The 24839-nt window shown below is 51.2% G+C and carries 23 protein-coding genes and 1 other RNA gene; 10 read left to right on the top strand and 14 right to left on the bottom strand.

The features are described 5' to 3' along the window. Positions 1 to 621 precede the first annotated feature (621 nt). On the top strand, positions 622 to 1152 hold the full coding sequence (locus tag OCL06_RS13360) for a DUF305 domain-containing protein (RefSeq protein WP_262995396.1): 531 nt from the start codon (positions 622 to 624) through the stop codon (positions 1150 to 1152). A 276-nt stretch (positions 1153 to 1428) separates the two neighbouring features. Here the strand turns inward: OCL06_RS13360 and OCL06_RS13355 are convergent, their stop codons facing one another. Then, entirely contained in the window at positions 1429 to 2214 is a 786-nt protein-coding gene (locus tag OCL06_RS13355) for a FlgO family outer membrane protein (RefSeq protein WP_262995394.1), read from the bottom strand. 261 nt (positions 2215 to 2475) lie between these two features. On the opposite strand from OCL06_RS13355, the gene OCL06_RS16220 reads away from it, so the two are divergent. Then, positions 2476 to 2916: a DUF3718 domain-containing protein gene (locus tag OCL06_RS16220; RefSeq protein WP_373318489.1), complete on the top strand. Its 441-nt coding sequence runs from the start codon at positions 2476 to 2478 to the stop codon at positions 2914 to 2916. A gap of 126 nt (positions 2917 to 3042) precedes the next feature. Here the strand turns inward: OCL06_RS16220 and gcvP are convergent, their stop codons facing one another. From gcvP to gcvT, 3 genes are all read right to left on the bottom strand, one after another. Beyond that, positions 3043 to 5937, bottom strand: a complete 2895-nt coding sequence (gene gcvP / locus OCL06_RS13350) for an aminomethyl-transferring glycine dehydrogenase (RefSeq protein ID WP_262995392.1) — start codon at positions 5935 to 5937, stop codon at positions 3043 to 3045. Between the two features lie 95 nt (positions 5938 to 6032). After that, a complete protein-coding gene (gcvH, locus tag OCL06_RS13345) occupies positions 6033 to 6422 on the bottom strand; it encodes a glycine cleavage system protein GcvH (RefSeq protein ID WP_262995390.1) in 390 nt (129 codons plus the stop codon). Between the two features lie 28 nt (positions 6423 to 6450). Continuing rightward, positions 6451 to 7530 carry a glycine cleavage system aminomethyltransferase GcvT gene (gene gcvT / locus OCL06_RS13340; RefSeq protein WP_262995366.1) on the bottom strand — a complete coding sequence of 360 codons (1080 nt, stop codon included), beginning with the start codon at positions 7528 to 7530 and terminating at the stop codon, positions 6451 to 6453. A gap of 134 nt (positions 7531 to 7664) precedes the next feature. On the opposite strand from gcvT, the gene OCL06_RS13335 reads away from it, so the two are divergent. Further along, entirely contained in the window at positions 7665 to 8519 is an 855-nt protein-coding gene (locus OCL06_RS13335; RefSeq protein ID WP_262995364.1) for a LysR family transcriptional regulator, read from the top strand. Between the two features lie 27 nt (positions 8520 to 8546). Here the strand turns inward: OCL06_RS13335 and OCL06_RS13330 are convergent, their stop codons facing one another. From OCL06_RS13330 to OCL06_RS13310, 5 genes are all read right to left on the bottom strand, one after another. Further along, positions 8547 to 9830 carry a M24 family metallopeptidase gene (locus tag OCL06_RS13330; protein WP_262995362.1) on the bottom strand — a complete coding sequence of 428 codons (1284 nt, stop codon included), beginning with the start codon at positions 9828 to 9830 and terminating at the stop codon, positions 8547 to 8549. Between the two features lie 212 nt (positions 9831 to 10042). Beyond that, a complete protein-coding gene (locus OCL06_RS13325; protein WP_262995360.1) occupies positions 10043 to 11218 on the bottom strand; it encodes an FAD-dependent monooxygenase in 1176 nt (391 codons plus the stop codon). After that, the gene (gene ubiH, locus OCL06_RS13320) at positions 11218 to 12435 is read right to left on the bottom strand and encodes a 2-octaprenyl-6-methoxyphenyl hydroxylase (protein WP_262995358.1); all 1218 of its coding nucleotides are present in this window, start codon (positions 12433 to 12435) and stop codon (positions 11218 to 11220) included. The genes OCL06_RS13325 and ubiH overlap by 1 nt, the downstream gene beginning before the upstream one ends. A 6-nt stretch (positions 12436 to 12441) precedes the next feature. Continuing rightward, on the bottom strand, positions 12442 to 13752 hold the full coding sequence (gene pepP / locus OCL06_RS13315; RefSeq protein WP_262995356.1) for a Xaa-Pro aminopeptidase: 1311 nt from the start codon (positions 13750 to 13752) through the stop codon (positions 12442 to 12444). Between the two features lie 13 nt (positions 13753 to 13765). After that, entirely contained in the window at positions 13766 to 14362 is a 597-nt protein-coding gene (locus tag OCL06_RS13310) for a UPF0149 family protein (protein WP_262995354.1), read from the bottom strand. A 306-nt stretch (positions 14363 to 14668) separates the two neighbouring features. Between OCL06_RS13310 and ssrS the strand changes: the two genes are divergently transcribed. From ssrS to serA, 6 genes are all read left to right on the top strand, one after another. Beyond that, positions 14669 to 14852: non-coding RNA, 6S RNA (ssrS, locus tag OCL06_RS13305), on the top strand. A gap of 21 nt (positions 14853 to 14873) precedes the next feature. Then, a complete protein-coding gene (locus OCL06_RS13300; protein ID WP_262995352.1) occupies positions 14874 to 15770 on the top strand; it encodes a ribokinase in 897 nt (298 codons plus the stop codon). A 20-nt stretch (positions 15771 to 15790) separates the two neighbouring features. Then, positions 15791 to 16732, top strand: a complete 942-nt coding sequence (locus OCL06_RS13295; protein WP_262995349.1) for a nucleoside hydrolase — start codon at positions 15791 to 15793, stop codon at positions 16730 to 16732. 144 nt (positions 16733 to 16876) lie between these two features. Beyond that, positions 16877 to 17461 (top strand): 5-formyltetrahydrofolate cyclo-ligase, encoded by a 585-nt coding sequence (locus OCL06_RS13290; RefSeq protein ID WP_262995347.1) that lies wholly within the window; start codon positions 16877 to 16879, stop codon positions 17459 to 17461. A gap of 117 nt (positions 17462 to 17578) precedes the next feature. Beyond that, positions 17579 to 18232, top strand: coding sequence for a ribose-5-phosphate isomerase RpiA (gene rpiA / locus OCL06_RS13285; RefSeq protein WP_262995345.1), 654 nt, complete (start codon positions 17579 to 17581; stop codon positions 18230 to 18232). A gap of 181 nt (positions 18233 to 18413) precedes the next feature. Beyond that, positions 18414 to 19643 (top strand): phosphoglycerate dehydrogenase, encoded by a 1230-nt coding sequence (serA, locus tag OCL06_RS13280; protein ID WP_262995343.1) that lies wholly within the window; start codon positions 18414 to 18416, stop codon positions 19641 to 19643. A gap of 81 nt (positions 19644 to 19724) precedes the next feature. Here serA and OCL06_RS13275 read toward each other — a convergent pair whose 3' ends face one another. From OCL06_RS13275 to OCL06_RS13265, 3 genes are all read right to left on the bottom strand, one after another. After that, positions 19725 to 20468, bottom strand: coding sequence for a DUF481 domain-containing protein (locus OCL06_RS13275; RefSeq protein WP_262995341.1), 744 nt, complete (start codon positions 20466 to 20468; stop codon positions 19725 to 19727). Positions 20469 to 20612: 144 nt separating this feature from the next. Then, positions 20613 to 21425: a DUF481 domain-containing protein gene (locus OCL06_RS13270; RefSeq protein WP_262995339.1), complete on the bottom strand. Its 813-nt coding sequence runs from the start codon at positions 21423 to 21425 to the stop codon at positions 20613 to 20615. Between the two features lie 65 nt (positions 21426 to 21490). Further along, complete coding sequence (locus OCL06_RS13265) at positions 21491 to 22315, bottom strand: HDOD domain-containing protein (protein ID WP_262995337.1); 825 nt, start codon at positions 22313 to 22315, stop codon at positions 21491 to 21493. A 236-nt stretch (positions 22316 to 22551) separates the two neighbouring features. Between OCL06_RS13265 and OCL06_RS13260 the strand changes: the two genes are divergently transcribed. After that, on the top strand, positions 22552 to 22758 hold the full coding sequence (locus tag OCL06_RS13260; RefSeq protein WP_262995335.1) for a zinc ribbon-containing protein: 207 nt from the start codon (positions 22552 to 22554) through the stop codon (positions 22756 to 22758). Between the two features lie 38 nt (positions 22759 to 22796). Here OCL06_RS13260 and OCL06_RS13255 read toward each other — a convergent pair whose 3' ends face one another. Both OCL06_RS13255 and lpdA read right to left on the bottom strand, forming a co-directional pair. Further along, positions 22797 to 23072, bottom strand: coding sequence for a DUF1289 domain-containing protein (locus OCL06_RS13255; protein WP_262995333.1), 276 nt, complete (start codon positions 23070 to 23072; stop codon positions 22797 to 22799). Positions 23073 to 23308: 236 nt separating this feature from the next. Continuing rightward, positions 23309 to 24730, bottom strand: a complete 1422-nt coding sequence (lpdA, locus tag OCL06_RS13250) for a dihydrolipoyl dehydrogenase (RefSeq protein WP_262995331.1) — start codon at positions 24728 to 24730, stop codon at positions 23309 to 23311. Between the last annotated feature and the right edge of the window lie 109 nt (positions 24731 to 24839).

The following is a 24839-nucleotide window of genomic DNA, read 5'->3' as shown; positions in this document are numbered from 1 at the left end:
TTTTGACGTATAACAAACGCAGTATAAGGCTCTGAGCCAATAATCGTGAACGTTGTGCAGGCACCCGTGGGGCAGACGCATTCTGTATCACAACATTCGTCGTGCGTACCCGGGGCGTGTTGGCTCATAGCTGCAGCTGTGACGTCCGAATGTTGCATTGAACTATGATCCATCTGCGCATTATTCTGGTGTGATTGATTCGGCGCTTCACAATGCATAGACGTATAGGCCACCGCTTGCCCTACACAGGCAATAAGCATGGCAATAACGACTACGATATGTGTAAGAGGTTTTAGCATACGAACTCAGAAATAAAATGCTCATGAAGACTATGCTAAATTGCCGCAAAAGTAAATCGCCTGCGCACAGGCAGCTTTGTAGACGTACTTCCATGAACTCATCCTGCCAAGCGCCCTCTCCACATCGAGCCTGCACCCAACAAGATACAGGCCCGACAACTCTTTTGTTACTTGCTATCTAGCCGAACCGTCTTAAGGATGAAATGGGTCTATTCCGAATCTGCAGGCAACGCCAGTGAACCTATACGCGCAAATACACTATACAAAAAGTAATCAGCACTGGTTTTCAACATTTGTTCTGATCACAAAGTAAGGATTACTTATGAAATACATGAAATTTTTGGCAATGATACTTACCTCTACCATTGCAATGTTCATCATGATGTACCTGAACACTTATGCAGCCTCCCACGTCTGGTTCAGTGAAACACGAACGTATATGGCCCTGTATATGGGCGCCGGGATGGCAATTATCATGCTCGTTTTTATGCTTGGCATGTATACCAATAAAAAACTCAATATTGCTATTCTGTTAAGCGCATTGGTGATTTTTGCCGGGTGTATCTATTTAGTCCGTTCCCAGACCACCGTGTCTGATTCGGCTTATATGAAAGCGATGATCCCCCACCACTCAATCGCAATTCTGACCAGTGAACGGGCGAACATTGAAGACATCAGAGTGCGTGAACTGGCAAATGAGATCATTAAAGCGCAAAGGAAAGAAATTAAAGAAATGGAGTGGCTGATACAAGATATCGCGGAAAATGGAAAAGTAACGTCCGCAACCGAAGCCGACCAACGGCGCATACCTGACTTCAAGGGCAGGGTAAACAAAGCCAACGGTGATGAATAAGCAACACAACGTCCGCGATACGTTTTTTTTATACAGAGCTATTTAGAAAACGCTGTATGACATACCGCTTCATGTCCCCAACAGCCCTCACCTACGAGGGCTCTCCGTTATGGAGCTTCTAGCCCCTTATCATAACGCAATTGGGGGAGGTCTGAGGCCCCATTAGGCTCTAATAGGTTCCAGGTGCAGTGAACCCTTAACAATGGCATTTAGCTCGGCAGTAACATTTATAAAAAAGTAAACAACTCTTAATATACCCCGCACAAAAATTTAAGTTTATCGCAAATAACCACTTACCTTTTCCGCGATTTCATCTGACAAACCCTGCTTATCTTCATGCAATTCTTTTTTATCAACATGGAAAGTTTCCCCCCATACTATTTTATTAGTATTTGCATTTAAAAGCTCAACATTAACCACCAGACCATCACCGTCATTTTTATAACGACCGTGTAAAATATAATCTGCATTATCTTCCTCCGCTAACTGAAGTTTAGGTGCTTCTTTTTGCGTGTTGAGACCGTAAAGCGTGCCGGCAATCTGGTTTGCTATTGCCATCCCGAATAAGTTTCCCTCGGCTGTCGGCATATGGTTATTAAAAGGACGGATAGCAATATTTATCTGGTCATTTACTAGCCCATTATGGTGATGACCGAGGGCAATATAAGCCACGAGTATCAGCAATATAAAAGTAGTGGCCCATGTCAGGTTTTTAGGACGGGAAAATAGTGAGGCAATAACTGAGGAGTCTACTACTCTGTGTGTTTTAGCAACAAATTGATAACCACGACAGCGCACGGTGGCTATTACGCTTTGCTGCTCACCATTATCTCCCAATAGCTTTCGCGCACACTTTATATGATTACTCAAGGTCGTATTACACACCGTCCGCGAATGCCACACATTTTCAAATATTTCTTTGCGGGTAACTGGCCGGTGGCGGTTCTCAATTAGGTAAACCAAGAGGTCAAAAACCTTTGGTTCAACGGATACTGGGATACCAGCGCGAAAAAGTCTGAATTGACGGGTGTCCAGCTCATAGTCGTTGAATGTATAGCGCATGAGTTCACTCTAAGCACTAGTATTACAATTTCATAAGGCTAGTAACAAATATTCATCTAAATAATATAGTCCATACCTAACAATTATCAAACGATTAATATTTTGTCATGTCAAAAAAAATAAAGAAATGCCATATTGACAACCGTTTAAGAAGAATAACTGACATTTTATTTTTTTGAGCTTTTAACTCAAAAACCAATCAAGAAAAATAAAATATTATTCAATTAAACATTTAAGTAAGTAAATAACCCAAAAAAGTTTATGTTTACACGGAGTGCAATCATGAAAAAGTCTTATCTACTATTAGGGCTCGCAGCATGCGTAACGTCACTATCAGCCGTTGCCGATCGATATGAGTTTATTGCTGGCGATGCATCTGTAGAAACCCAAGTCTGTATAGCTGCGGTAACTGACGATAAATTAGCCTTGCGGAAAAGCGTAAAACAGTTGCCCGCGGCTAGATCTGTGCACAGAACCGAACACTTTCGGATGAAAAGTGTAGCAAATTCGCTAAAGTGCAATGGTGATTACATCGCTAATTTCGCTAGTAAGTATAATGCGTCAGAGACTTATCAATATTTAAACAGGTATACACGTCCTTCTAATCGTCTTACTCCCACAACCACCATCAGAGACATTACTGCTAAGGTTGATAATGGGGACGATGAGAAAGTGATTCAAATATTGGTAGCAAGCCGTTGATCGTAAAAGTTTTATGATGAGATATTTACGGTGCATAGCTTCGCGGCATTAAAAAGGGCCCTACGGCCCTTTTTCACAAACTTTATTTAAGCAACACAAACTTCATTCGAAACTGACACTTGCAGACTACTCATCCCGATAAGTATCAATCGCAGGACAAGAACACATCAGGTTGCGGTCACCATAGACATCGTCAATTCTGTTTACGCTTGGCCAGAACTTATTGCGATGTACTTCAGGGGCCGGATATGCGGCCAGCATGCGATCGTAATTACGACCCCAGTCACTGTCACAAATGTCCGCTAACGTATGCGGTGCATGGTGCAGTGGGTTATTTTCGCCGTCCCATTCACCGCTTTCTACTTTAGCGACTTCTTCGCGAATACTGATCATGGCGTTGACGAAGCGATCCAGTTCATATTGCGATTCGGATTCAGTCGGCTCAACCATCAGCGTACCGGCTACCGGGAAGCTCATGGTAGGAGAGTGGAAGCCGTAATCAATCAGGCGCTTGGCAATATCCAGCTCACTCACCCCTGACGCCTCTTTCAACGGACGCAAGTCAATTATACATTCATGGGCCACACGACCATTCCGGCCCTTGTACAATACGTCAAAATGTCCTTCCAGCGACTTGGCTATATAGTTGGCATTCAGAATGGCCACTTCGGTCGCTTTACGCAATCCGGCAGAGCCCATCATCTTAATGTACATATAGCTGATTGGCAGAATAGAGGCACTGCCCCATGGCGCTGCCGATACTGCCCCACAGTCTTTCCCGGCGTCATCAATGTTCACTACACTGTGGTTAGGTAAAAATGGTGCTAAGTGCGACTTCACGCCTATGGGGCCCATACCCGGACCACCACCACCGTGCGGGATACAAAAGGTTTTGTGCAGGTTCAGGTGCGACACGTCAGAGCCAATGAAGCCCGGCGATGTAATGCCTACCTGCGCGTTCATGTTTGCGCCATCCATATAAACCTGACCACCGTGATCATGTACGATGTCACAAATTTCGCGGATAGTTTCTTCATATACACCATGGGTAGACGGGTAAGTAATCATTGCGCACGACAGGTTATCGCCCACTTCCTGTGCTTTCTTACGCAGGTCGTCCAGGTCTACATTGCCGTTCTTATCGCAATTTACCACCACCACTTTCAGGCTTACCATTTGCGCTGATGCTGGGTTAGTGCCGTGCGCCGAGCTGGGGATCAGGCACACATTACGATGTCCTTCGCCGCGGCTCTCATGGTAACGCTGAATAGCCAGCAAGCCGGCATACTCACCCTGCGCGCCGGAGTTAGGTTGCATAGATAATGCGTCATAGCCGGTAATGTTGATCAGCCACTCGCTCAGTTCGCTGATCATTTCCTGATAGCCTGCCGCCTGATTTACTGGCGCGAACGGGTGCAGCTGGCCAAACTCAGGCCAGGTTACGGGGATCATCTCCGCGGTGGCATTCAGCTTCATGGTGCACGAGCCCAGAGAGATCATCGAATGATTCAGGGCCAGATCTTTATTTTCCAGTGACTTGATGTAACGCAGCATCTCCGTTTCGGAGTGGTACTTGTTAAACACTTCATGGGTAAGAATGTCGCTGGTTCTCATAAGGTCGGCCGGAATACCGTTTTTGTCCTGGGTGGTCACCTCAGCGTCCAGATCTTCCACTTTCAGTCCGTGCCCGTCACCCAGCAGCACGTTCAGCAGAGTCAGTACGTCGCCACGGGTGGTGGTTTCGTCCAGAGAAACACCTACCGCGCCCTCAAGATCACTGCGCAGATTAATGCCAGCCTCGTAGCCGGCTTTGAGTACCGCCTCTTTGTCCTCTACCTGCACGGTCAGGGTGTCGAACCAGGTGTTGTGTTTAAGCGCCAGGCCCTTTTGAGTAAGACCAGTGGCCAGAATGGAAGTAAACCGGTGGATACGCTCAGCGATGGTTTTAAGCCCTTGTGGACCATGGTACACCGCATAGAAGGAAGCCATATTCGCCAGCAGTACCTGGGCAGTACAGATATTCGAATTGGCCTTCTCGCGACGAATGTGCTGTTCGCGGGTTTGCAGTGCCATGCGCAGCGCCTGATTGCCGCGGGAGTCTTTACTTACGCCGATAATACGCCCCGGCAGTGAGCGTTTGTAGCTATCACGGGTGGCAAAAAACGCCGCGTGTGGACCACCATACCCCATCGGTACGCCAAAGCGCTGAGCACTGCCCAGTGCGACATCGGCACCCAATTCGCCGGGTGACTCCAGCAATACCAGACTCATCAGGTCGGCGGCTACAGACACAATGCCTTTTTTAGCCTGCACCGCCGCAATAACGCCGCGAATATCACTGATTTCACCAGTGGTTGACGGGTATTGTAACAATGCACCAAATACATCATGTTCGGCTGCTTCTTCTGCAGGCCCGGTGACAATACCAAACCCGAACATCTCAGCACGGGTGGCGACTACGTCACGAGTTTGCGGATGCACATCATCGGCAATGAAGTACAGGTTAGCTTTTTTGTTTTTTGACACACGCTTTGACAGCGACATCGCTTCCGCCGCGGCGGTGCCTTCATCCAACAGCGACGCCGAGGCCAGCTCAAGCCCGGTCAGGTCAATGGTCAGTTGCTGAAAATTAAGGATGGCTTCCAGGCGGCCCTGGGCGATTTCTGGCTGATACGGCGTGTAAGCTGTATACCAACCCGGATTCTCAAGTACGTTACGCAAGATTACATTAGGCACATGGGTGTCATAGTAGCCCATACCGATGAAAGACCGGTTAATGGTATTTTTCTGTGCGACAGCCTTAAGCTCTGCCAGTGCATCTACTTCCGTTGCTCCCTCGCCTACTTCAAGGGGCTTATCCAGCTCAATACCGGCCGGCACCGTCTGAGACATCAGATCATCAAGCGAGCTGGCGCCAATGGTCTCCAGCATGGCCTGAATTTCTTGCTCGCCAGGGCCAATGTGGCGACGAACAAATGAATTTTTTTGCTCCAGTTGAGCCAGTGTAGAAGAATTCGACATAACGTTAATTAAGCATCCGCGATTAGTAAAAAGACAAAAGGGGCAACCCAGCCGCCCCTTTTTTATTCATTGTGCTGGACTTGTCGCGTCGGCGATTAGTCCTCGTCCAACGTGCTTTCGTAAGCTTCGGCATCCAGCAGATTCTCAAACTCTGCCGCATCTTCTGCCTTAATTTTGAACATCCAGCCATCACCGTATGGGTCGGAGTTCACCAGTTCAGGTGAGTCTTCCAGATCTTCATTTACGGCAATCACTTCACCTGTAAGCGGCGTATAGACGTCAGAAGCAGCTTTTACTGACTCTGCCACGGCTACGTCGTCACCTGTGCTTACCTCGTCGCCAACATCCGGCAACTCAACAAATACCATGTCACCCAACAAATCCTGGGCATGCTCAGAAATACCTACCGTGAATACACCGTCACCTTCCGGGCGAACCCATTCGTGAGAAGCTGCATAGCGTAAGTCTTTTGGAATATTGCTCATAATTGTTCCTGCTTTTTATCTTTTGAATTTACAATACACTTTTACCGTTACGGACGAAGCTGGGCTTAACCACTTTTACTGTAACCCACTTCTTGCGCATTTCCACTTCCACGGTGTCGCCTACGCCAGCTGGTACACGGGCCATCGCAATGGCGTGCCCCAGTGTTGGCGAGAAGGTGCCTGAGGTGATCACCCCTTCACCATTTTCGGTACGGACTTTTTGACCGTGACGCAGCACGCCCTTGTCAGTCATAACCAGCCCAATGAGTTTGTCGGTGCCTGCTTCACGCTGTGCTTCAAGGGCTTTACGGCCCACAAAGTTACGATCGGCAGGTTCCCAGGTAATGGTCCAGCCCATATTGGCCGCCAGCGGCGATACAGTTTCATCCATATCCTGGCCGTACAGGTTCATGCCTGCTTCCAGACGCAAAGTATCACGGGCGCCCAGACCACAGGGTTTAACGCCCGCATCTAACAGGCCCTGCCAGAACGAGGCTGCCTGTGCTACCGGCACCATAATTTCGTAGCCGGCTTCACCGGTGTAACCGGTAGTGGCGATAAACAGATCTTCCGCCTGCACACCGAAAAACGGCTTCATACCGGCAACCGCTTCTTTTTGTGCTGCGCTGAACAAGGTGGCCGCTTTTTCTTTCGCGTTAGGCCCCTGCACTGCAATCATGGCAAACTCTGAGCGTTCAGTAATACTGACCTCAAAGCCTTCCGCACAGCCATTCAGCCAGTTCATGTCTTTTTCCCGCGTAGCGGAATTCACCACCAGCCGGTAGTTGGTATCATCGAAGTGATAAACAATCAGGTCGTCTACCACGCCGCCTTCTTCATTCAGCATGCCGCTGTACAGGGCTTTACCCTTGTCTTTCAGTTTTGCGACATCATTGGCAAGCAAATACTGCAGGTAGGCTTTCGCTTGCGGGCCGGTCACATCAACGATGGTCATGTGCGACACATCGAACATGCCGGCGTCCTGGCGAACGGCGTGATGTTCTTCTATTTGAGAACCGTAGTTAATTGGCATATCCCAGCCAAAAAAATCCACCATTTTTGCACCGGCTTCCAGGTGCTTGGCGTGTAGGGCAGTCGTACTGGTCATTCGACTCACTCTTAATTGTGATAAAAACGTTGCAGAGTATAGAAAGAGTCCTGCCGATCAACAAATTGGAATTTCTTATCCATACATTTGTATTTATAATGTATTCACCACTGAACATCAGAAATGCAAATCAAATGAAACAGCTGTCGCTGGATAATCTGCGCACATTTGTCAGCGTGATAGAGCAAGGCGGTTACGCCAAGGCCGGCGAATGGCTGGGGCGCTCGCAACCGGCAATTAGCCTGCAAATTAAAAAACTGGAAGCCCAGTTAGACCGCAAACTGTTTACCAAGGTGGGACAACGCCACCTGCCGAGTACCGACGGTAACTGGCTGTATCCGAAAGCGAAAGAAATGCTGGAAATGAACGATGCCATCTTTCGCAGTCTGACCCCGGCGCCCCTTAGCGGGCGGTTGCGACTGGGGATCCCCAGTGAATTTGCCTCGACCCTGTTACCCGGCCTTATTGGCGAGTTTTCGAAACGTTACCCCGACGTTTCGCTGGAGGTTACTTCAGCCCTTAGCCGGGATTTGCTACACCCTGCACAGCGGGAACATTTCGATTTGATTCTGGCGCTGGTGAACCCGGCGGAAACCATTGAGGGTGAGGTGGTTTTACAGGATGAGATTGTGTGGGTAGGTGACCCGGTCCAGCCGCTGGCTGTTGATACCATTTCGCTGGTGCTGGCTCCGGACGGCTGCATGTATCGCAGCCGGGTGATTGAACAACTGAAACAACAAACCCGGGCCTGGAAAATCACCTATACCAATGCCGACTTATCTGGGCTGGTGGCGGCCATTCAACAGGGGCTGGGGGTCACGGCACTGGCTCGTACCAGCTTGCCCGCCAACCTGACGCCACTGCGACACGCCCACCTGCCGGGGCTGGGCAAGGTCAATATATGCCTGTTTAATCAGGACACCCAACACCCGGTGATAAGCAAAACATTATCGACGTTCATCGTGTCGCGGCTGAAAGCGAACGCCTAACGCGCCCGTGCCACAGGGCATTGCCGGCTAGCTCACCGCCAGTGGTACCAGCTTTCCTATGGGTTTCTCCAGACTGGCAGGCGGCTCAGTGAACCAGTGCGGCCCCTTTTCCCCCATATACAGACAGTCTTCGAGGCGGACCCCGAACTCACCGGGAATATAAATACCGGGCTCATTGGAAAAGCACATACCGGGTTGTAACTTGGTGGTTTCACCCCGTACAAAATTCACGCTTTCGTGCCCTTCCATACCAATACCGTGTCCGGTTCGGTGAGACAGGCCCGGCAGCTGGTAGTCCGGTCCGAATCCTTGCTGGCGGTAGTGTTTGCGTACTGCATCATCGACACTGCCTGCACTGGCACCCAGCGTCGCGGCATTAAACGCAATGTCCTGACCTTTTCTCACCAGGTTCCAAATTTCCCGCTGCTTGTCGTTTGGTTTGCCAAATACAAAGGTGCGGCTGATATCCGACTGATAACCGTGCACACTGCAACCGCTGTCTAACAGCACCACCGACCCCGGTTTGATCGTTTGTTGCTGACGGGTGCCATGCGGGTAAGCACTGGCTTCGTTAAACAAGGCCAGACACCAGGTATTGCTGCCACCCAGACGCTGCTGCGCATCATGCATTAAGGCTTTAACGTCAGCCTGGGTCATGCCCTCTTTAAGCTCTGCATACACGTGCTCGTAAGCCCGCAGCGTGACCTCATTCGCTTTATGCATCAACGTCAGTTCGTGAGGCGTTTTCATCATGCGGCAACCCAGGGTTACTGGATCGGCAGACACGTGTTCCAACTTACTGCCCGCCTGCATAATGCCGTGCAGCACAAAATAACGTACGGTACTTTCAAAGCCCACAGCGCCCTGTTTGATGCCATGGTTGTTAAGCACATTGACAACCAGTTCGTAGGGGCTTTCGTGTTCCTGCCATACATGAATGTCACCGTCGATTTGCAATGACTCTTCCACGCTAGGCTTCTCGAAAAAGGGCGTCACCACCGCCACATTTCCCTGTTGCGGAATTATCAGGGCCGTCAGACGTTCACTGCGCCACCACTGGATCCCGGAAAAGTAGTCCATCGCTGCACCAGGCTCTATCACCAGCGCGTTGATGTCATGCTCTTTCATCAATGCCTGAGCCTTACTGACACGGGCGGCGCGTTCATCGGCGGAAATTGGCTCGACAGCGCCGGTTATATCCGCCAGCCGTGAGGAAGTAGGAAAATCTTTGTCCTGAGCCTGCAGCGCAAAGGGTGTGGCCACTGCTGCCATACCCAGGCCGGAAAATTTGAGAAAATCGCGTTTATTCATGAGTCAGTCCCTGCATTGGAATAATCCAATCTTGGTGCAATAGCGGGCGGCTTGCAACAAGGAGGGTAAACAAATCTGTGCTTAGAGTGTACACCGGCAGGCCCAGCCCCGCGGCTGTTATAAATCTCTGTGGGCGCTGTTAGCGCAGGTCAGCGGGAAGATGCGCGAGGGGTGCTGTTAGCGCAGAGCAGCGCAAAGATGCGCAAGGGTCGCTACAGTCCCATCGCCTGGGCTACCCACCGGTTTTTTACTGCCGGCAGTGCGTCGGTGGCCGCCAGCCCCACCCCGCGAACTAACTTTTTCAGTGGATCATTGCCTTCAAACAATTGCTTAAATCCTTCCATGGCCGCAATCATTTTGGTCGCTTCGGTTTTTCTCGCCCGCTCCCACGGCCGCAGATAGCGCAACGAGGCGATAGATTTGTGCGACTCCGTCAACGCCACCAAATGCTCCGCCAGGGTGAAAGCGTCCTGCATACCAAGATTTGCGCCCTGGCCTGCCAGCGGATGGATCGTGTGGGCTGCGTCACCGAGGATCAGCATGCCGTCTTTAGCCCATTGCCGGGCATAACGCATCACCAGCGGGAAGTGATAACGCTCACTCGCTAACTGCATGGGGCCTAACACGCTATGTGCAGTAGACGCCAGTGCGTGACTGAACGCCTCTTCATCCATCCCAAGCAGCTTGGCGGCATCTGGCTTATCCTGTGACCACACCACCGAGACAAGATGTTCGTCAGCCATGGGCAGTAATGCCAGTGGGCCGGTGGGAGTAAATACCTGTCTGGCTACGCCTTGATGCGGTAGCTCAGTACGCAGGTTGGCTACTATGGCGGTGTGTTCGTAATCTTTAAAGGTCAGTGGGAAAGCGGCGTGCCGGCGCACCAGCGAGGTTGCGCCATCGGCGCCCACCAGCAGTTTACAGCCAATGGCATCCTGATTATCCAGCATCACCATCGTTTGGTTGTCGCCGTGCAATACCCGTTCTATATTGCCGCGGATAACAGTGGTTTGCGGCTGTGCAGATACCTGTTTGGCCAGCGCATTAACCAATGCCTGGTTTTCGACAATATGACCCAGCTCTGAGGTTTGCGTCGCCGCTGCATCAAATGCAATGCGTCCGAAGCTGTCCTTGTCCCATACTGCCATTTGCGTGTATGCACACACCCGGTCTGACGCCACGTGCTGCCAGGCACCCAGGCGCTGTAAAGTGTCGGCATTGCGTTTATTAATTGCACTCACCCGGGTAGTGGCTGAGGCCGGCAGCGGCTGCTCAATATCCGTATTGCTAACAAGGGCCACTGATAATGAGGAGTGTTGCAGGGCAGCTGCGAGTGACAGCCCCACCATACCGCCACCCACAATAAGCACATCCACGTTTTGCATCATCACCTGTTTCCTGTATTCGTTAAGGGGGGCGTCGCCGTGCCATACCCGGTCGTTAGCTTTACAAATTCTGTTTGCGCCAGCGGCCATAAATTTAATGCCATCAACCCGACGTTACGCGCGGCTAACAATGGAAAGTGCCGGTTCGAAAACGTACGTACCAGCGTATCCGTAAGGGTAATCGTAGCCTGACGGTCCCGTTCGCGAGATTGCCGGTACGTTTGCAACACCGTATGGGCGCCGGGATCTTCAGCCCCGTTAATAACGTGCAGCAGCGTGGCCACATCCCTCAGTCCGAGGTTGAACCCCTGCCCGGCAATGGGGTGCAGTGTTTGCGCACTGTTTCCCAGCAACACCACGCGATGGGCAGTCAGCGCATCAGCGGTACTCAGACTAAGGGGGTAACTGAGACGTGTGCTGACATCACTGATAACACCTTGCCGATAACCAAATGCCTTTTGTAACTCTGCTAAAAAGCGTACATCGCCCTCCCCCAGCAGTGTTTCAGCACGGGACTGAGATACGGTCCACACCACAGAAAATCCATGCCCCTGCCGGGATTTATCCGAGAAGTCAGCATCATATGGTAAGAAAGCCAATGGACCATGCTCGGTGAATCGCTCATAAGCCCGGTGGTTGTGCGGCTCGCTGGTCTGCACATTGAAGGTAATGGCCACCTGAGTATAATCATCTTGTTCACGTCCAATACCCACTGACTCGGCCAGCCCGGAACGCCCCCCGTCAGCCAGCACCAGTAACGAAGTATCCAACGTGCTGCCATCACCCAATGTCAGTGTGACGCCGTCTGCGCGCTGTGTCAGCGAAGCCACCGTTTCAGGTGTCAGTTGCTGACACCGCGGCTGGTCGCAATGTTGTTGCAAAACCTCGCCCAGGGCAGCCAGGGACACGACTTGCCCGAAGGCATCCAGCTGGTAGTCGCTGGCAGTAAGCTCACACAAACCCGCTGCACCTTTGTCGGTCACCTGAATATGTCTTATGGGATACCGCGCCGCGTTACGCCAGTTCACACCAATACGGGTAAACTCATCCACGGTACGCTTAGCCAGTGCAATCACCCGGTTGTCGAGCCCTCCTGACGCTGCAGCGGGGTCGTGAGCATCGACAACCATCACTTGCAAAGCGGTGTCTGCCAGCAGCCCGGCCGCCAGCGAATAACCCACGACACCGCCTCCAACAATCACTATGTCCACATGCTTCACGGGTGGTTACTTCCTCATCAGCGCTTCAATGTCTTCAATTTGCTTGGGCACATCGCCGGTTAATATGTCTGCGCCTGTTGCGGTAATCACGACGTCATCTTCAATGCGCACGCCCATGCCCCGGTATTGCTGAGGAATATCCGCATCCTCGGGCAGGTAAATCCCCGGTTCAACGGTAATCACCATACCTGGTTTCAAAGGCCGGTCCTCCCCCTGAATCTTGTAATCGCCAACATCGTGAACGTCTAAGCCAATATAGTGACCTAAACCATGCAGGTAATACTGACGCCAGCTCTGCTTGTCCAGATTGTCGGCCACGGACCCGGTGAGCACGCCCAGGGTAATTAACCCGTCGGTAATAATTTCTGCGCTAAGCTGCATGGCTTCGTTCAGTGTCACACCCGGTCCTATCATTGCCAGTACGGCTTCCTGAGCTTTCAGTACCAGCGCATAAACCTCTTTTTGCGCATCCGTAAAGGTGCCGTTCGCCGGAAACGTTCGGGTAATGTCTGCCGCGTACCCCTGAAATTCGGCTCCGGCGTCGATAAGGATCAGATCGCCGTCTGCCACTTTGTCACTGTTTTCTGTGTAATGCAGAATGCAGGCATTATTGCCGCTGCCAACAATGGTGCCGTAAGCGGGTGAGCGGGCCCCCGCCATGGCGAATTCATGATGAAGTTCCGCTTCCAGCTGGTATTCGTAACACCCCGGGTGGGCAAGCTGCATAGCACGTTTGTGTGCCGACGCACTGATCTGCGCCGCCGCGCGCATAACGGCGACTTCACAAGCCGACTTAAACAGCCGCATTTCGTGCAGGATGGGGCGAATATCTTCCAGCGACTGCGGCGCCGTGTTCTCTTTCGGGGTACTGCGCAACATGGCCAGCATTTCAGTAACGACCTGGTCAGCCTTTTCGTTATCCCCTAACGCGAAATACACATGCTTGTGACCCGACATCCACTCGTGCAGGGCTTCGGGTAACTGTTCCAGTTCACAGGCCTCATCCAGACCAAAATGCTCCAGCGCATTCTCCGCCCCAAACCGTCTGCCATGCCACACCTCGGCTTGGGGATCTTTCGCCTGACAGGCCATCGCGCGGAAATTGGACGGGTAACGGGGGTGGTTTGACAACACCAGCCAGCCATCTGGCTCATTGAAGCCGGTGAGATACCAGAAATCACTGTTCTGTCTGAACACATATTCGGTGTCCCGGCTACGGGTAACCAGCGAGGCGGCGTGGATGAGACAAATACTGTAGGGCTGACACTGGGCCAGTAACCGGTCTTGTCGGGTGGTAAATTCCTGCTGACTTATCATACGGGTCCCTGAATTAGTGTACTGACGGCTTACCGGGCTGATCTTCCAGTAGCGACTGACCCAGTTCGCTGTAGCACAACAGCGCTGAAATTTTGACGTATTCGATCACTTCGTCCAGCGCCCGTTCAGATTCTTCGTCGTCGCTCATGGGCTCTTCCATACGGGCGATATCAGCAAAATCCTGCAACGCTTCACGCACATCTTCGGAACAACGAGTCATATCCTGCTGGTATAAGCCAAAGCCCAGCATGAACCCCTGCACCCAGTTAATCAGGGCCATGCCCCGGTCGTTGATGGGGGCTTTATCATCCGGCAATACAATTTGCAGTGCGAATTCCGCTTCCAGTAGCTGTTGTCCGGTCTGGTTGAATAAGCCCGTTAACAGTTGCTCGGTGGCCGCGTTGAAGGGTTCGCCACCATTGGTGGTGTCACTCAGTGCCTCTAACCATTTCTGATCAGTAATAGACATGCCACCTGCCATCATGCCACACAATATGCCATGCATCTCAGCAGCATCGGCGCTGATGCCATGCTGGGAAAGTCGGTTAGTTATGCTGTCGTAATCGAGGTATTTTTCCACGCCATTCTTCCTCTGGTTGTTTGTCTGCATAGTATCAAACTCCCCTTTGAAAGCCTATTGGCTTGCGTATTGCGCAGAGATTACTCATTTGCAACAACAGGGGTTGGCACGGCGTCATGCTTGTTTTACCATGCGCCGCGCTACGGAAGGCAACACAGCTGCTATGCTTGTAATCAACAGCGTAGACGGCGATACTGAAGCTGACCACACGGTCAAATATGGAGCAACAGCAGTCCTTCTTCAGAAAAGATGAGCGCTGTGAAGGGGAATATCCCGGGTTGATCTACTTCACCCGCTAGCGCGTTTGATATACCCTGTTGCGTTACACAATAACAATGCCTTCTGGGGTATTTGCCAGTTTATTCATGTCCCTGGCCGATGCTTTACCTTTAGGAAGTTGAGATCACAACTATTGCGCAAGCTCGGCGTAGTATCGAGAAGCCTACGGTTGTGGCGATTCTTCCGCCTTGAACTTTTCGGTTCAAGGGCGAACAATAGACAGCGGTATCCTGGAAGGCGCCCTCTTTCGACGGAAGAAGAAATGGCGATAATAAATTTCGGTTCGATTAACATCGACCACGTTTACCATGTTGATCACTTTGTGAAACCTGGTGAAACGCTAGCCTCTACCCAATATCAGCAATTACTTGGTGGCAAAGGCGCGAATCAGTCTATAGCTCTGGCTCTAGCTGGCGCGGAAGTCCGCCATGTAGGCAGCATTCACGAAGGTGACGCGGCCTTTAAGCAGTTCTTAATTAAGAAAGGCGTGGATTGCCGTGGCGTAAAATGTCACGACACCCCCTCCGGGCATGCCATCATTCAGGTGACTCCCAGTGGCGAGAACGCCATTGTACTGTTTGGCGGAGCCAATCAAACACTCACCGCAGACAGCGTGCGACGTGGGCTGGATGATACTACCCCCTCTGACTGGGTATTAACCCAGAATGAAACCAGCAGCATCGCTGAGGTGTTGTCACAGGCTAAAGAAAAACAGCTTAAAGTTGCATTTAACCCTGCGCCAATGAGCGACTCTGTCAAAGAGTTACCGCTTGACTGTGTTGACTTGCTTATAGTGAATGAAACTGAGGCGGCAGCAATCACTGGCGAGAGCGAGCTGGATAGCATCTTACAGGCATTTCGGGAACACTGGCAGCACGCAGAAGTCATCATCACCCTGGGTAAAGCGGGCGTAATTATGTTGCGCGACCAAGAAACCATCCAAGTCGATGCCTTTCGTGTAGAAGCCAGTGACACCACCGCGGCGGGTGATACCTTCATCGGTTATTTCCTTTCGGCCTATAGTAACAAGACCGATGCGCGCCAGGCGCTGACCCGCGGCTGTGCCGCGTCCGCTATTGCGGTGACCCGCGAAGGTGCAGCCCAGTCGATCCCATCCCAACAGGAAGTGGATCGCTTCCTGGCTGAGCACAGCAGTTAACTTTTCCGTTTGAGAGTATTATGACCCATAAAATTATTCTGGATACCGACCCGGGTATCGATGACGCCATGGCGATTTTTTTCGCTTTCCAGTCACCTGACATTGAGGTACTGGGCCTAACTACCGTATTTGGCAATGTGCCGGTCGATATGGCCGCCCAGAATGCGCTGACCCTGTGTGAAATGGCTGATCAGGACATCCCTGTCACCAAAGGCGTTGGCATGCCCTGGGTAGGACCTGAGTCCAGCTATGCGCATTTTGTTCACGGTGACGACGGATTTGGCGGTGTTAACCCCACACCTTCGGCCCGCGAACTGGATCCCCGCAGTTCGGCCCAGTTCATTGTGGACATGGCCCGTAAATATCCCGGTGAAATTACCTTGGTCGCCATTGGGCCGCTAGGTAACCTGGCGTTGGCTCTGCGCCTGGAGCCAGAACTTCCTAAACTGGTTAAAGGTGTCAGCATTATGGGTGGAGCCGCCTTTGTGCGCGGCAACGTGACCCCGGTGGCTGAAGCCAACATCTGGAATGATGCCCATGCTGCAGAAATTGTTTTTGCCGCAGACTGGGATCTGACAATGTTTGGTCTGGATGTCACCAATGCCGTTCCCTTTGCGCCTACTTTTGTGGACGTGCTTGCAGAGAAAAATCCTAAACTGGGCGGTTTCGTGCAGCAAACAGCGCAATTTTACATGGACTTTTACTCTCAGAACCGGGAAGACCGGGTCTGTTTCTTCCATGACGCCTTTCCCATTGCGCACCTTCGTCACCCCGAATTGTTCGAGTTGACCGAAGGAAACGTGCGGGTGGCGACTGACCACCTGAATCGTGGGCAAACTATCGTGGCGCCGGCCGGCACCACCGCCAGCCCTTTGTGGACGGAAGCGAATACCATCAAAGTGGCGACCAAAGTGGACCACGCCGCCCTCGAACAACTGTTCGTCGAAACCTACGCAAATTAAGCGCGCACCGCGTTTGTTGAAAGGGGCCCGAGGCCCCTTTTTTGCGGGTTAAATTCAACGTTTAGCTCAGCGCATGACTTGCTGTGGAATAGGGCACTGTGTACTCTTTGGCTATACCGTAATTCAAAGAGAGATTGCACTATCATGCTAACGCGTACCGAATGGCGCCAGACTCTGCGTAAAGCCAGACGCGACCTCACTGATGAAGAGCAACATCAAGCCGCCCGTTTGCTGGCTGAAACACTCACCACACTGCCTGAATTGCGGGGTGTCAGACGGGTGGCAGGCTATCTGGCCAACGACGGGGAAATAAGCCTGGCTCCCTATCTCGCTCATCTGCATGAGCAAAACGTGTGCACCTCTTTGCCGGTGCTTCACCCGGTGAGTGGCAACCAGTTATTGTTTCTCGATTATCACGCCACTACACCAATGGTGCAGAACCGCTTTGGCATTTCTGAGCCCGCGCTGGACTGTCAGGCCATTCGTTTGCCCCAGGAGCATCAGGCCCTGTTAATGCCCTTAGTGGGCTTCGACGACAAAGGGAACCGTCTTGGTATGGGGGGGGGCTTTTACGACCGGACCCTTGCCAACCTCGCGGGATTACCCAGGCCTCCGTTACTGATTGGTGTGGCACATGAGTGCCAGCGTGCCGACAGCTTGCCAGTTATGGCATGGGACGTGCCGCTGGATATGATCGTGACCCCACAGCAGGTGCTGCGCTGTCGCTGATTGCACCACTAATACACATGTTTAGCAGGCAAACCTCAGCACTCTTCGATCCAGTGGTTTTTTCCCACGTACCAAACATTTTGCGTTACACTCAGGGCAATGACATAGGGAGGGATCATGGACCAAAACGCGAAAAAACGTAACGTGGCGCAGGCTGCTGTTAACTATATTGAGCAGGATACTATCATTGGTGTGGGCACGGGCTCGACAGTTAACTACTTTATCGAGGCACTGGAGCCCATCAAGCATCAGTTGGCCGGTGCAGTCTCCAGCTCGGATGCATCGACCAAAAAACTCGAGGCGCTGGGAATAGAAGTATTGGACCTGAACCACGTTGACAGTGTTTCTGTGTATGTGGATGGCGCGGACGAGGTCACCGAACATAAACACATGATAAAAGGCGGCGGCGCTGCCCTTACCCGGGAGAAAATTGTCGCTGCAGTGGCTAAAAAGTTTGTGTGCATTGTTGATGACAGCAAACGTGTGCCGGTGCTGGGTAGGTTTCCGTTGCCCGTTGAAGTGATTCCTATGGCCCGCTCTTATGTTGCCCGTGAATTAGTAAAACTGGGTGGCGATCCTGAGTACCGGCAAGGTGTAGTGACCGACAACGGTAATGTTATTCTGGACGTACACAACCTGACCATCAGCGATCCTGTCGCGCTTGAAAAGGCTATCAACAATATCACCGGCGTGGTCACCAATGGCATTTTCGCCATGCGTGGTGCAGACACTGTTCTGGTTGCCACAGACGACGGTGTAGACAGCTATTAACCAAGCCCCGGGTGCGATGCGCTGACACTTTGCCTCGCACCTAAAATAGCGCTTTTCACTGTCGGGCTTTTCTGTTACTTTGCCATTTAGACGTCCAGATGTCTTTAGCACAATAACGCCAACCAGACATGGGCACCCCGTAACATCACATTTAGTTCACTGTCAGTTGAGAAGCGCATACATGAGTAAAGTTTCACTCCCCAAAGATAAGATCCGCATTCTGCTATTAGAAGGTGTACACCATAGCGCCCTGGAAACCCTCAAGAATAATGGTTACACCAATATAGAATACCTGAAGACGTCTTTGCCCGAAGCTGAGCTAATCGAGAAGGTCAAAGATGCGCACTTCATTGGCTTGCGTTCACGCACCCAAATTACCGAGGCAGTGGTAGAGGCGGCGCAGAAACTGGTCGCCATCGGCTGCTTCTGCATCGGCACCAATCAGGTGGATCTGGCGGCCACGCAAATTCGTGGTATTCCGGTATTTAACGCACCCTTTTCCAACACGCGCTCTGTGGCAGAACTGGTCCTTGGCCAGCTGATCCTGCTATTACGCGGAATCCCGGCCAAAAATGCCAAAGCGCACCGCGGAGAATGGGAAAAGAGTGCAGTAGGATCGTATGAGGCGCGGGGCAAGACGCTGGGTATAGTGGGTTACGGGCACATTGGCACGCAGCTGAGTATTCTTGCTGAACACCTGGGCATGCGGGTTCAGTTTTTTGATATTGAAGACAAGCTGGTCTTGGGTAACTCCACCCAGGTCAAAGATCTCACCACGTTACTGAATACCTCCGACGTAGTGTCACTGCACGTACCCGAAACTCCGCAAACTCAGGATATGATTGGGGCTAAAGAGTTAGCCGCCATGAAGCCAGGTAGCATCCTTATCAATGCATCAAGAGGCACGGTGGTGGACATTGCCGCTCTGGAAGCAGCACTAGAGAGCGGGCATCTGAACGGTGCCGCGATTGACGTGTTTCCGGTAGAGCCGAAGTCGAATGATGAAGAATTTGAGTCGCCCCTGCGCCGCTTCGACAATGTGATCCTTACCCCCCATGTAGGTGGCAGTACACAGGAAGCGCAGCAAAACATAGGCATTGAAGTCGCCGGTAAGCTGGCAAAATACAGCGACAATGGCTCTACCCTGTCAGCCGTTAACTTCCCGGAAGTATCGCTGCCTGAAAATACCGGCCGGTCTCGCTTATTACACATTCACCACAACCGCCCGGGCGTGCTGACACAAATTAACCGCAGTTTTGCCGAAAAAGGCATTAATATTGAAGCTCAGTACCTGCAGACTAATTCAGAGATTGGTTACGTAGTGGTAGACGTTGAGGCCGACCGCGCTTATGAAGCGTTGGCGGAAATTCAACATATCGACGGCACCATAAAAACACGCATTCTGCACTAGCGTACCGCTCATCCCGAAAGTCACAAAAAAGGCTGCCTAAGGCAGCCTTTCTTTTGTGCGAGGTCGTGTGACAGGTAGCGCTTAGAAGAAGCTGTATACCAGCGTCGCAGAGGTCTCTGTATCCAGTTTTTCAATGCCAGGCGATACGTTGGAGTTATGGTCCAGCTCGACTGACAGCTTCATAGACAAATTGCCGCTAATAGTCGCAGTCAGCGCACTTTCAGCACGGGATTTGGTGTTGTCTGCACCGACTTCTGTAGATACCGTCTGGCTGAATTTCGCTGTATCAGAAATGCGCCATTGGTAAGCGGCCGAGGCACGAACAATCATACCATTTTGCTCTTCGCCATCCTGCGTTTCAGCAAAAGCATAACCCGGACCGATTGAATACTCAAAAGCCTGTGTATCCGTTTCGAACAACTTATGGTTCCAACCCGCTGCAAGGGTAGACTGGTAATCGAAGTTACTCAGCCGGTCGTCTTCGTACGAGGCGAAGCCGAATAAGCGGTAATTCGGATTGTCCAGTTTATAGTTAGCCTGGGCTGAGGCAAAGAACTTCTGCGCTGAGGTGCGCTCTTCTTCAATGCCTTCGTCTTCTACAGTCTCTTGCTTGTACAGGCCTTCTACTACGTAATCGTTGCTCCAGTCTGTTAGCTCCTGATGCGCAGTTAAACCTGCAGCAACCGACGTCGTTTCAGTGTTGCCCGTAGTGAAAATAAAACCCAGCTCACCTTCCATTGTGAAAGGTTTGGCCTCACCCTGAGCGAATGCAGATGTAGACGTGGCCAATGCCAACAGACAGGCAGCGGACAGTGTGTTTTTCATAGGTATTCCTTTGTTATTTAATTATCCAAAATTAAGTGCGGATGACAGCGCTATTGGTTCAAAATTAAACTTTCTGAAGCTATGGTAACTAACGTCATGGTAATAGCAACGAATTACACATCAAAAGACACCCGTCCGGGTACATCAGAAAAATTGGTAAACCAGCGCTATCGAAGTTTCGGTGTTTAACGAAGCAACCTCATCAGCAGGATCAGTTTCGTGATTAAGTATTACTGAAACTTTTAGCGCAAAAGAGCCAAACAAGTTAGCGGCGACAGATGTTTCAGACCGTGAACGGGTGTTGTTAGCACCGGTTTCCGTACTGACAAACTGTCGAAAACGCGCGCCAGAGGGCCACCGGTAACGATACTCGGCCGACGCACGCAGCATCATGCCGTCGTTTGCCGAGGTGACGGTATCAGCCTCAGGAGCAATAAACGAGTAGCCAGGACCAATGCTATAGCGAAACTCGCTTTCTTCGTTTCGCCATAACCGCTGAGAGTAACCCGCGGCTAATGAAGCACGGTAGTCGTAGCCATTAAAAGAATCGTTTTCGTAGTCGGCGTACATGAACAAACGCCGGCCCGGATAATTCAGCTTGTAGTCAAACTGGGCGTACCCGAAAAAACGCTGCGCGGTTTTCTCCCGTGAGACTTTGTCGTCCTGGGACACTTCGCTTTCTTTATACAGCAGCTCGGCAAAATAACTGTTACTCCAGTTATAGGTTTCCTGCTCGGACGTAATACCGGCTTTCAGCGACGTAGCATGAGTGTTGCCGGTTGCCGCCAGCACACCCAGTTCGCCATCCAGCGAAAACCGCGGCACATCATCATCGGCATCAGCCACGAAGTCGGCATGATACAGAGTTTGAATTAAATTACGGTCACTGGCCACCGCCGCGCCGTGACACACCAGGCAGCCCACTCCAAGCAGCCGAAGGACAAGATTTTGTTTCATAAATTATTACTGAATTGTTAGCGCACGTTGTCGTATTGTCCTTCCCTGGCACTGGTTGTAAGGGATCAGCGAATAAGTGCGGCCACCTTGTTTGCTTCTTTATTGGCAAACTCTACGGTGTTACCCAGGGTTTCCCCTTCTACTTTTACACTGTTGGCAATGTCGGCAGAAAAAACATCTATCTCTGCATATCGCTCTTGTTGATTTTCTCGAAGTGTCAGACGTCTGGCACAGGCCAGGATCCCAATGTCCGTTTCAGACCGGATTTTTTCCTGCCGATGCACCTGCAGTACCGGATAGTAAAGAGGCATAGGCAGCTTCCAGCTTTCCATTATGGTACCGCTACAGGTATTGAAGGTAAAACCGAAATGGTCCAGTTGACGAATTTCTGGTGCCAGTTCCCGCTCGTCGTCACTATAGGTTTGATAGGCGTCGGGGGAGTTTTTTGCCACCACCAATTCACCAAAGTTCTGCAGGATCCCCATCACGAAAAAGCGTTCCGAACCGCGCAGCCGGGCGGACTTAGCCAGATATTTCGCCGCCATTCCACAATACACTGACTCGAACCAGTGCTTGTCGAGGTCAATCTTCGCAGAATCAAAATGCCGGAATGCCGTGTTGGCCGTTTCCGCCACCACCAGGTTGTACAAAGCTTCCCCCCCAATCACATTTACTGCTTTCGTGATTGACTCTATTTCTGCGGGAAACCGAAATAAGGCGCTGTTTGCCAGTCGCAGGACTTTCGCTGTTAATGAGGGATCTACACTGATCATGCTGGCAATATCATCTGCCCCAGAACGTGGATCATCAAGCACGTCGCGGATCCGCAAACAAATATCCGGGAAAGTGAACGAATGCGTAGCTTGCGAGACGTGTTTGGTTAATGACATAGCCGGTTATCCTTTATTTTTAGCGGCGGGTATTATAACAAGCGTGGCCTAAAACACAGCCTGCACGCTGCGCAACAAAGGTAAAAAAATAAATACTTGTAGGATTCAGTGAAGGACGTCGCCACTGAAAGGGTCGCCCGAAGAACATTAAGTAATCTAAATTAGCTCCGGTAACGAATGCATAAACAAGGGTCTGCCCGTGCAGGCCATCGAATAATATGCAAAGGAGTTATGTTATGACAGCAGAAAAAACCGTCCCTTATGGCAGTGATGTCTCAGCCGGCACCTATGAGTGTGCAGACTGTGGCTACCGGCTCTCCAATCAGTCGAAAAGCTCACTCCCGCCCTGCCCTAATCCCGAGAATAAACCCCATACAGAAAATGCCTGGCGAATTGTCAGCGGTCAGGGCGATGCACCGCAAGATCCCTACCCGAACGAATAACTCTGGTATCACCCAGAGTTGTCAATGGACCACCGGCTTTACTCGTCAAATAAGTCGGGTTGTTGCGGCCCGGGCGGCGCTGGCTCAGACACTTGCTGCTGTTTACGCTGGGCCGCCTGTTTACGGCGTTGGCAGGCGCTAATGATTTTACGCCGGGTGGCGTCATCAACTTTCAACCAGTACAGCCGTTCATCGCGGCTTCGGTAGCAGCCTCTGCAGTATCCCCGTGGTCCTGACTCACACACACCGATGCACGGGCTGGGAACCGTAAAGAATTCCAGCTGAGCAGAGGCCGGTGATGGGGTGTTTTTCATGGCTGCAGAGCCGCTCCTTAATGTCGATACCATTCAGTATACTGACTAACCGCGCGATCCGGTACCTGTGCGCACATTCAGGGCGCCTTGAAATAGTGTAATGAGAGCATTCAGTTGCTTAAGCTGGACTCTACCGCCACTGAATATGCCGTGGAGTAAAATAGGATCATCTGATTAGCTTCAGACATAAAAAAAGCGAGGCAATAGCCTCGCTTTCTGATTCGGCTGTTAAACCATTATTTCTTTTTCTTGGCCTTCGGATTTGGCATATCCGTGATGCTGCCTTCAAAAATTTCTGACGCCAGGCCAATCGACTCATTCAGCGTTGGGTGAGCATGAATTGTCAGAGCAACATCTTCTGCGTCCGCACCCATTTCAATAGCCAGGCCGATTTCGCCTAACATCTCACCGGCATTGGTACCGACCATTGCGCCACCAATTACCCGGCCACTGTCTTTATCGAAGATCATCTTCGTCAGACCTGTGGTCGCATCAGAAGCAATAGCGCGGCCAGAGGCTGACCACGGGAACGAAGCCGTTTCGTAGCTTACGCCCTGTTCTTTCGCTTCTTTCTCAGTCAGACCAACCCAGGCAACTTCCGGCTCAGTGTACGCGACTGATGGAATAGCACGCGGGTCGAAGTAATGCTTCATACCAGAGATAACTTCTGCGGCTACATGGCCTTCGTGTACGGCTTTGTGCGCCAGCATAGGCTGACCAACTATGTCGCCAATGGCGTGAATATGGCTAACGTTAGTGCGCATTTGCTTGTCAACGTTGATGAAACCTTTGTCATCCACTTCAACACCGGCTTTATCCGCATCAAACAGTTTACCATTGGGGCGACGACCTACTGCTACCAGTACCTTGTCATAACGTACTGGTTCAGAAGGTGCTTTCTTACCTTCAAAGGTCACGTACAGACCATCGTCTTTTGCTTCAACGTTGGTCACCTTGGTTTCCAGCATGACATTAAACTTGTCTTTGTAAGCCTTCATGAAGACTTTCATGATGTCTTTATCGGCTGCCGGAATAAGTTGGTCGAGGAACTCCACCACGTCAATTTTTGAGCCCAGTGCTTCGTATACTGTGCCCATTTCCAGGCCGATAATACCGCCTCCCAGCACCAGCATTTTCTCTGGAATATCTTTCATTTCCAGCGCGCCGGTTGAGTCGATTACCCGATCATCTTCTGGGATAAAGGGCAGAGATACCGGCTCAGAGCCTGCAGCAATAATGGCGTTATCGAAGGAGATTGTGGTCTTGCCATCTTTACCTTCCACTTCCAGGGTGTTGGCTCCGGTAAATTTACCGTAACCCTGAACGTGTTTTACTTTGCGCATTTTAGACATGCCGTCGAGACCTTTGGTCAACTGGCCGACCACACTGTCTTTGTAATCTCTTAGCTTATCCAAATCAATTTCAGGCTTGCCGAACGACACGCCGTGATTGGACAGGTGATCAGCTTCTTTCATCACCTTTGCCACGTGCAGCAGTGCTTTCGAAGGAATACACCCTACGTTAAGACACACCCCACCCAGTGTTTCCCTGGCATCAACAATGACTGTTTCAATGCCCAAGTCGGCAGCGCGGAATGCCGCGGAGTAGCCGCCCGGCCCGGCGCCCAATACAACTAGCTGAGTTTTTATTTCGCTCATCGTGACCTCAAATCCTGTCCAAAATAGTAAAAATGCGTAAAACGCATGAATTTTAACTAGTGGCAACAAGCCCTGTAAAGCTAAGTAGGCCTAATTGCCTGAAAAAAGG

The organism is Alteromonas salexigens (assembly GCF_025628895.1).
Classification (GTDB): Bacteria; Pseudomonadota; Gammaproteobacteria; order Enterobacterales; family Alteromonadaceae; genus Alteromonas; species Alteromonas salexigens.
The sequence above is the reverse complement of the archived record's forward strand: the minus strand, read 5'-3'. Positions and strand labels throughout refer to the sequence as shown.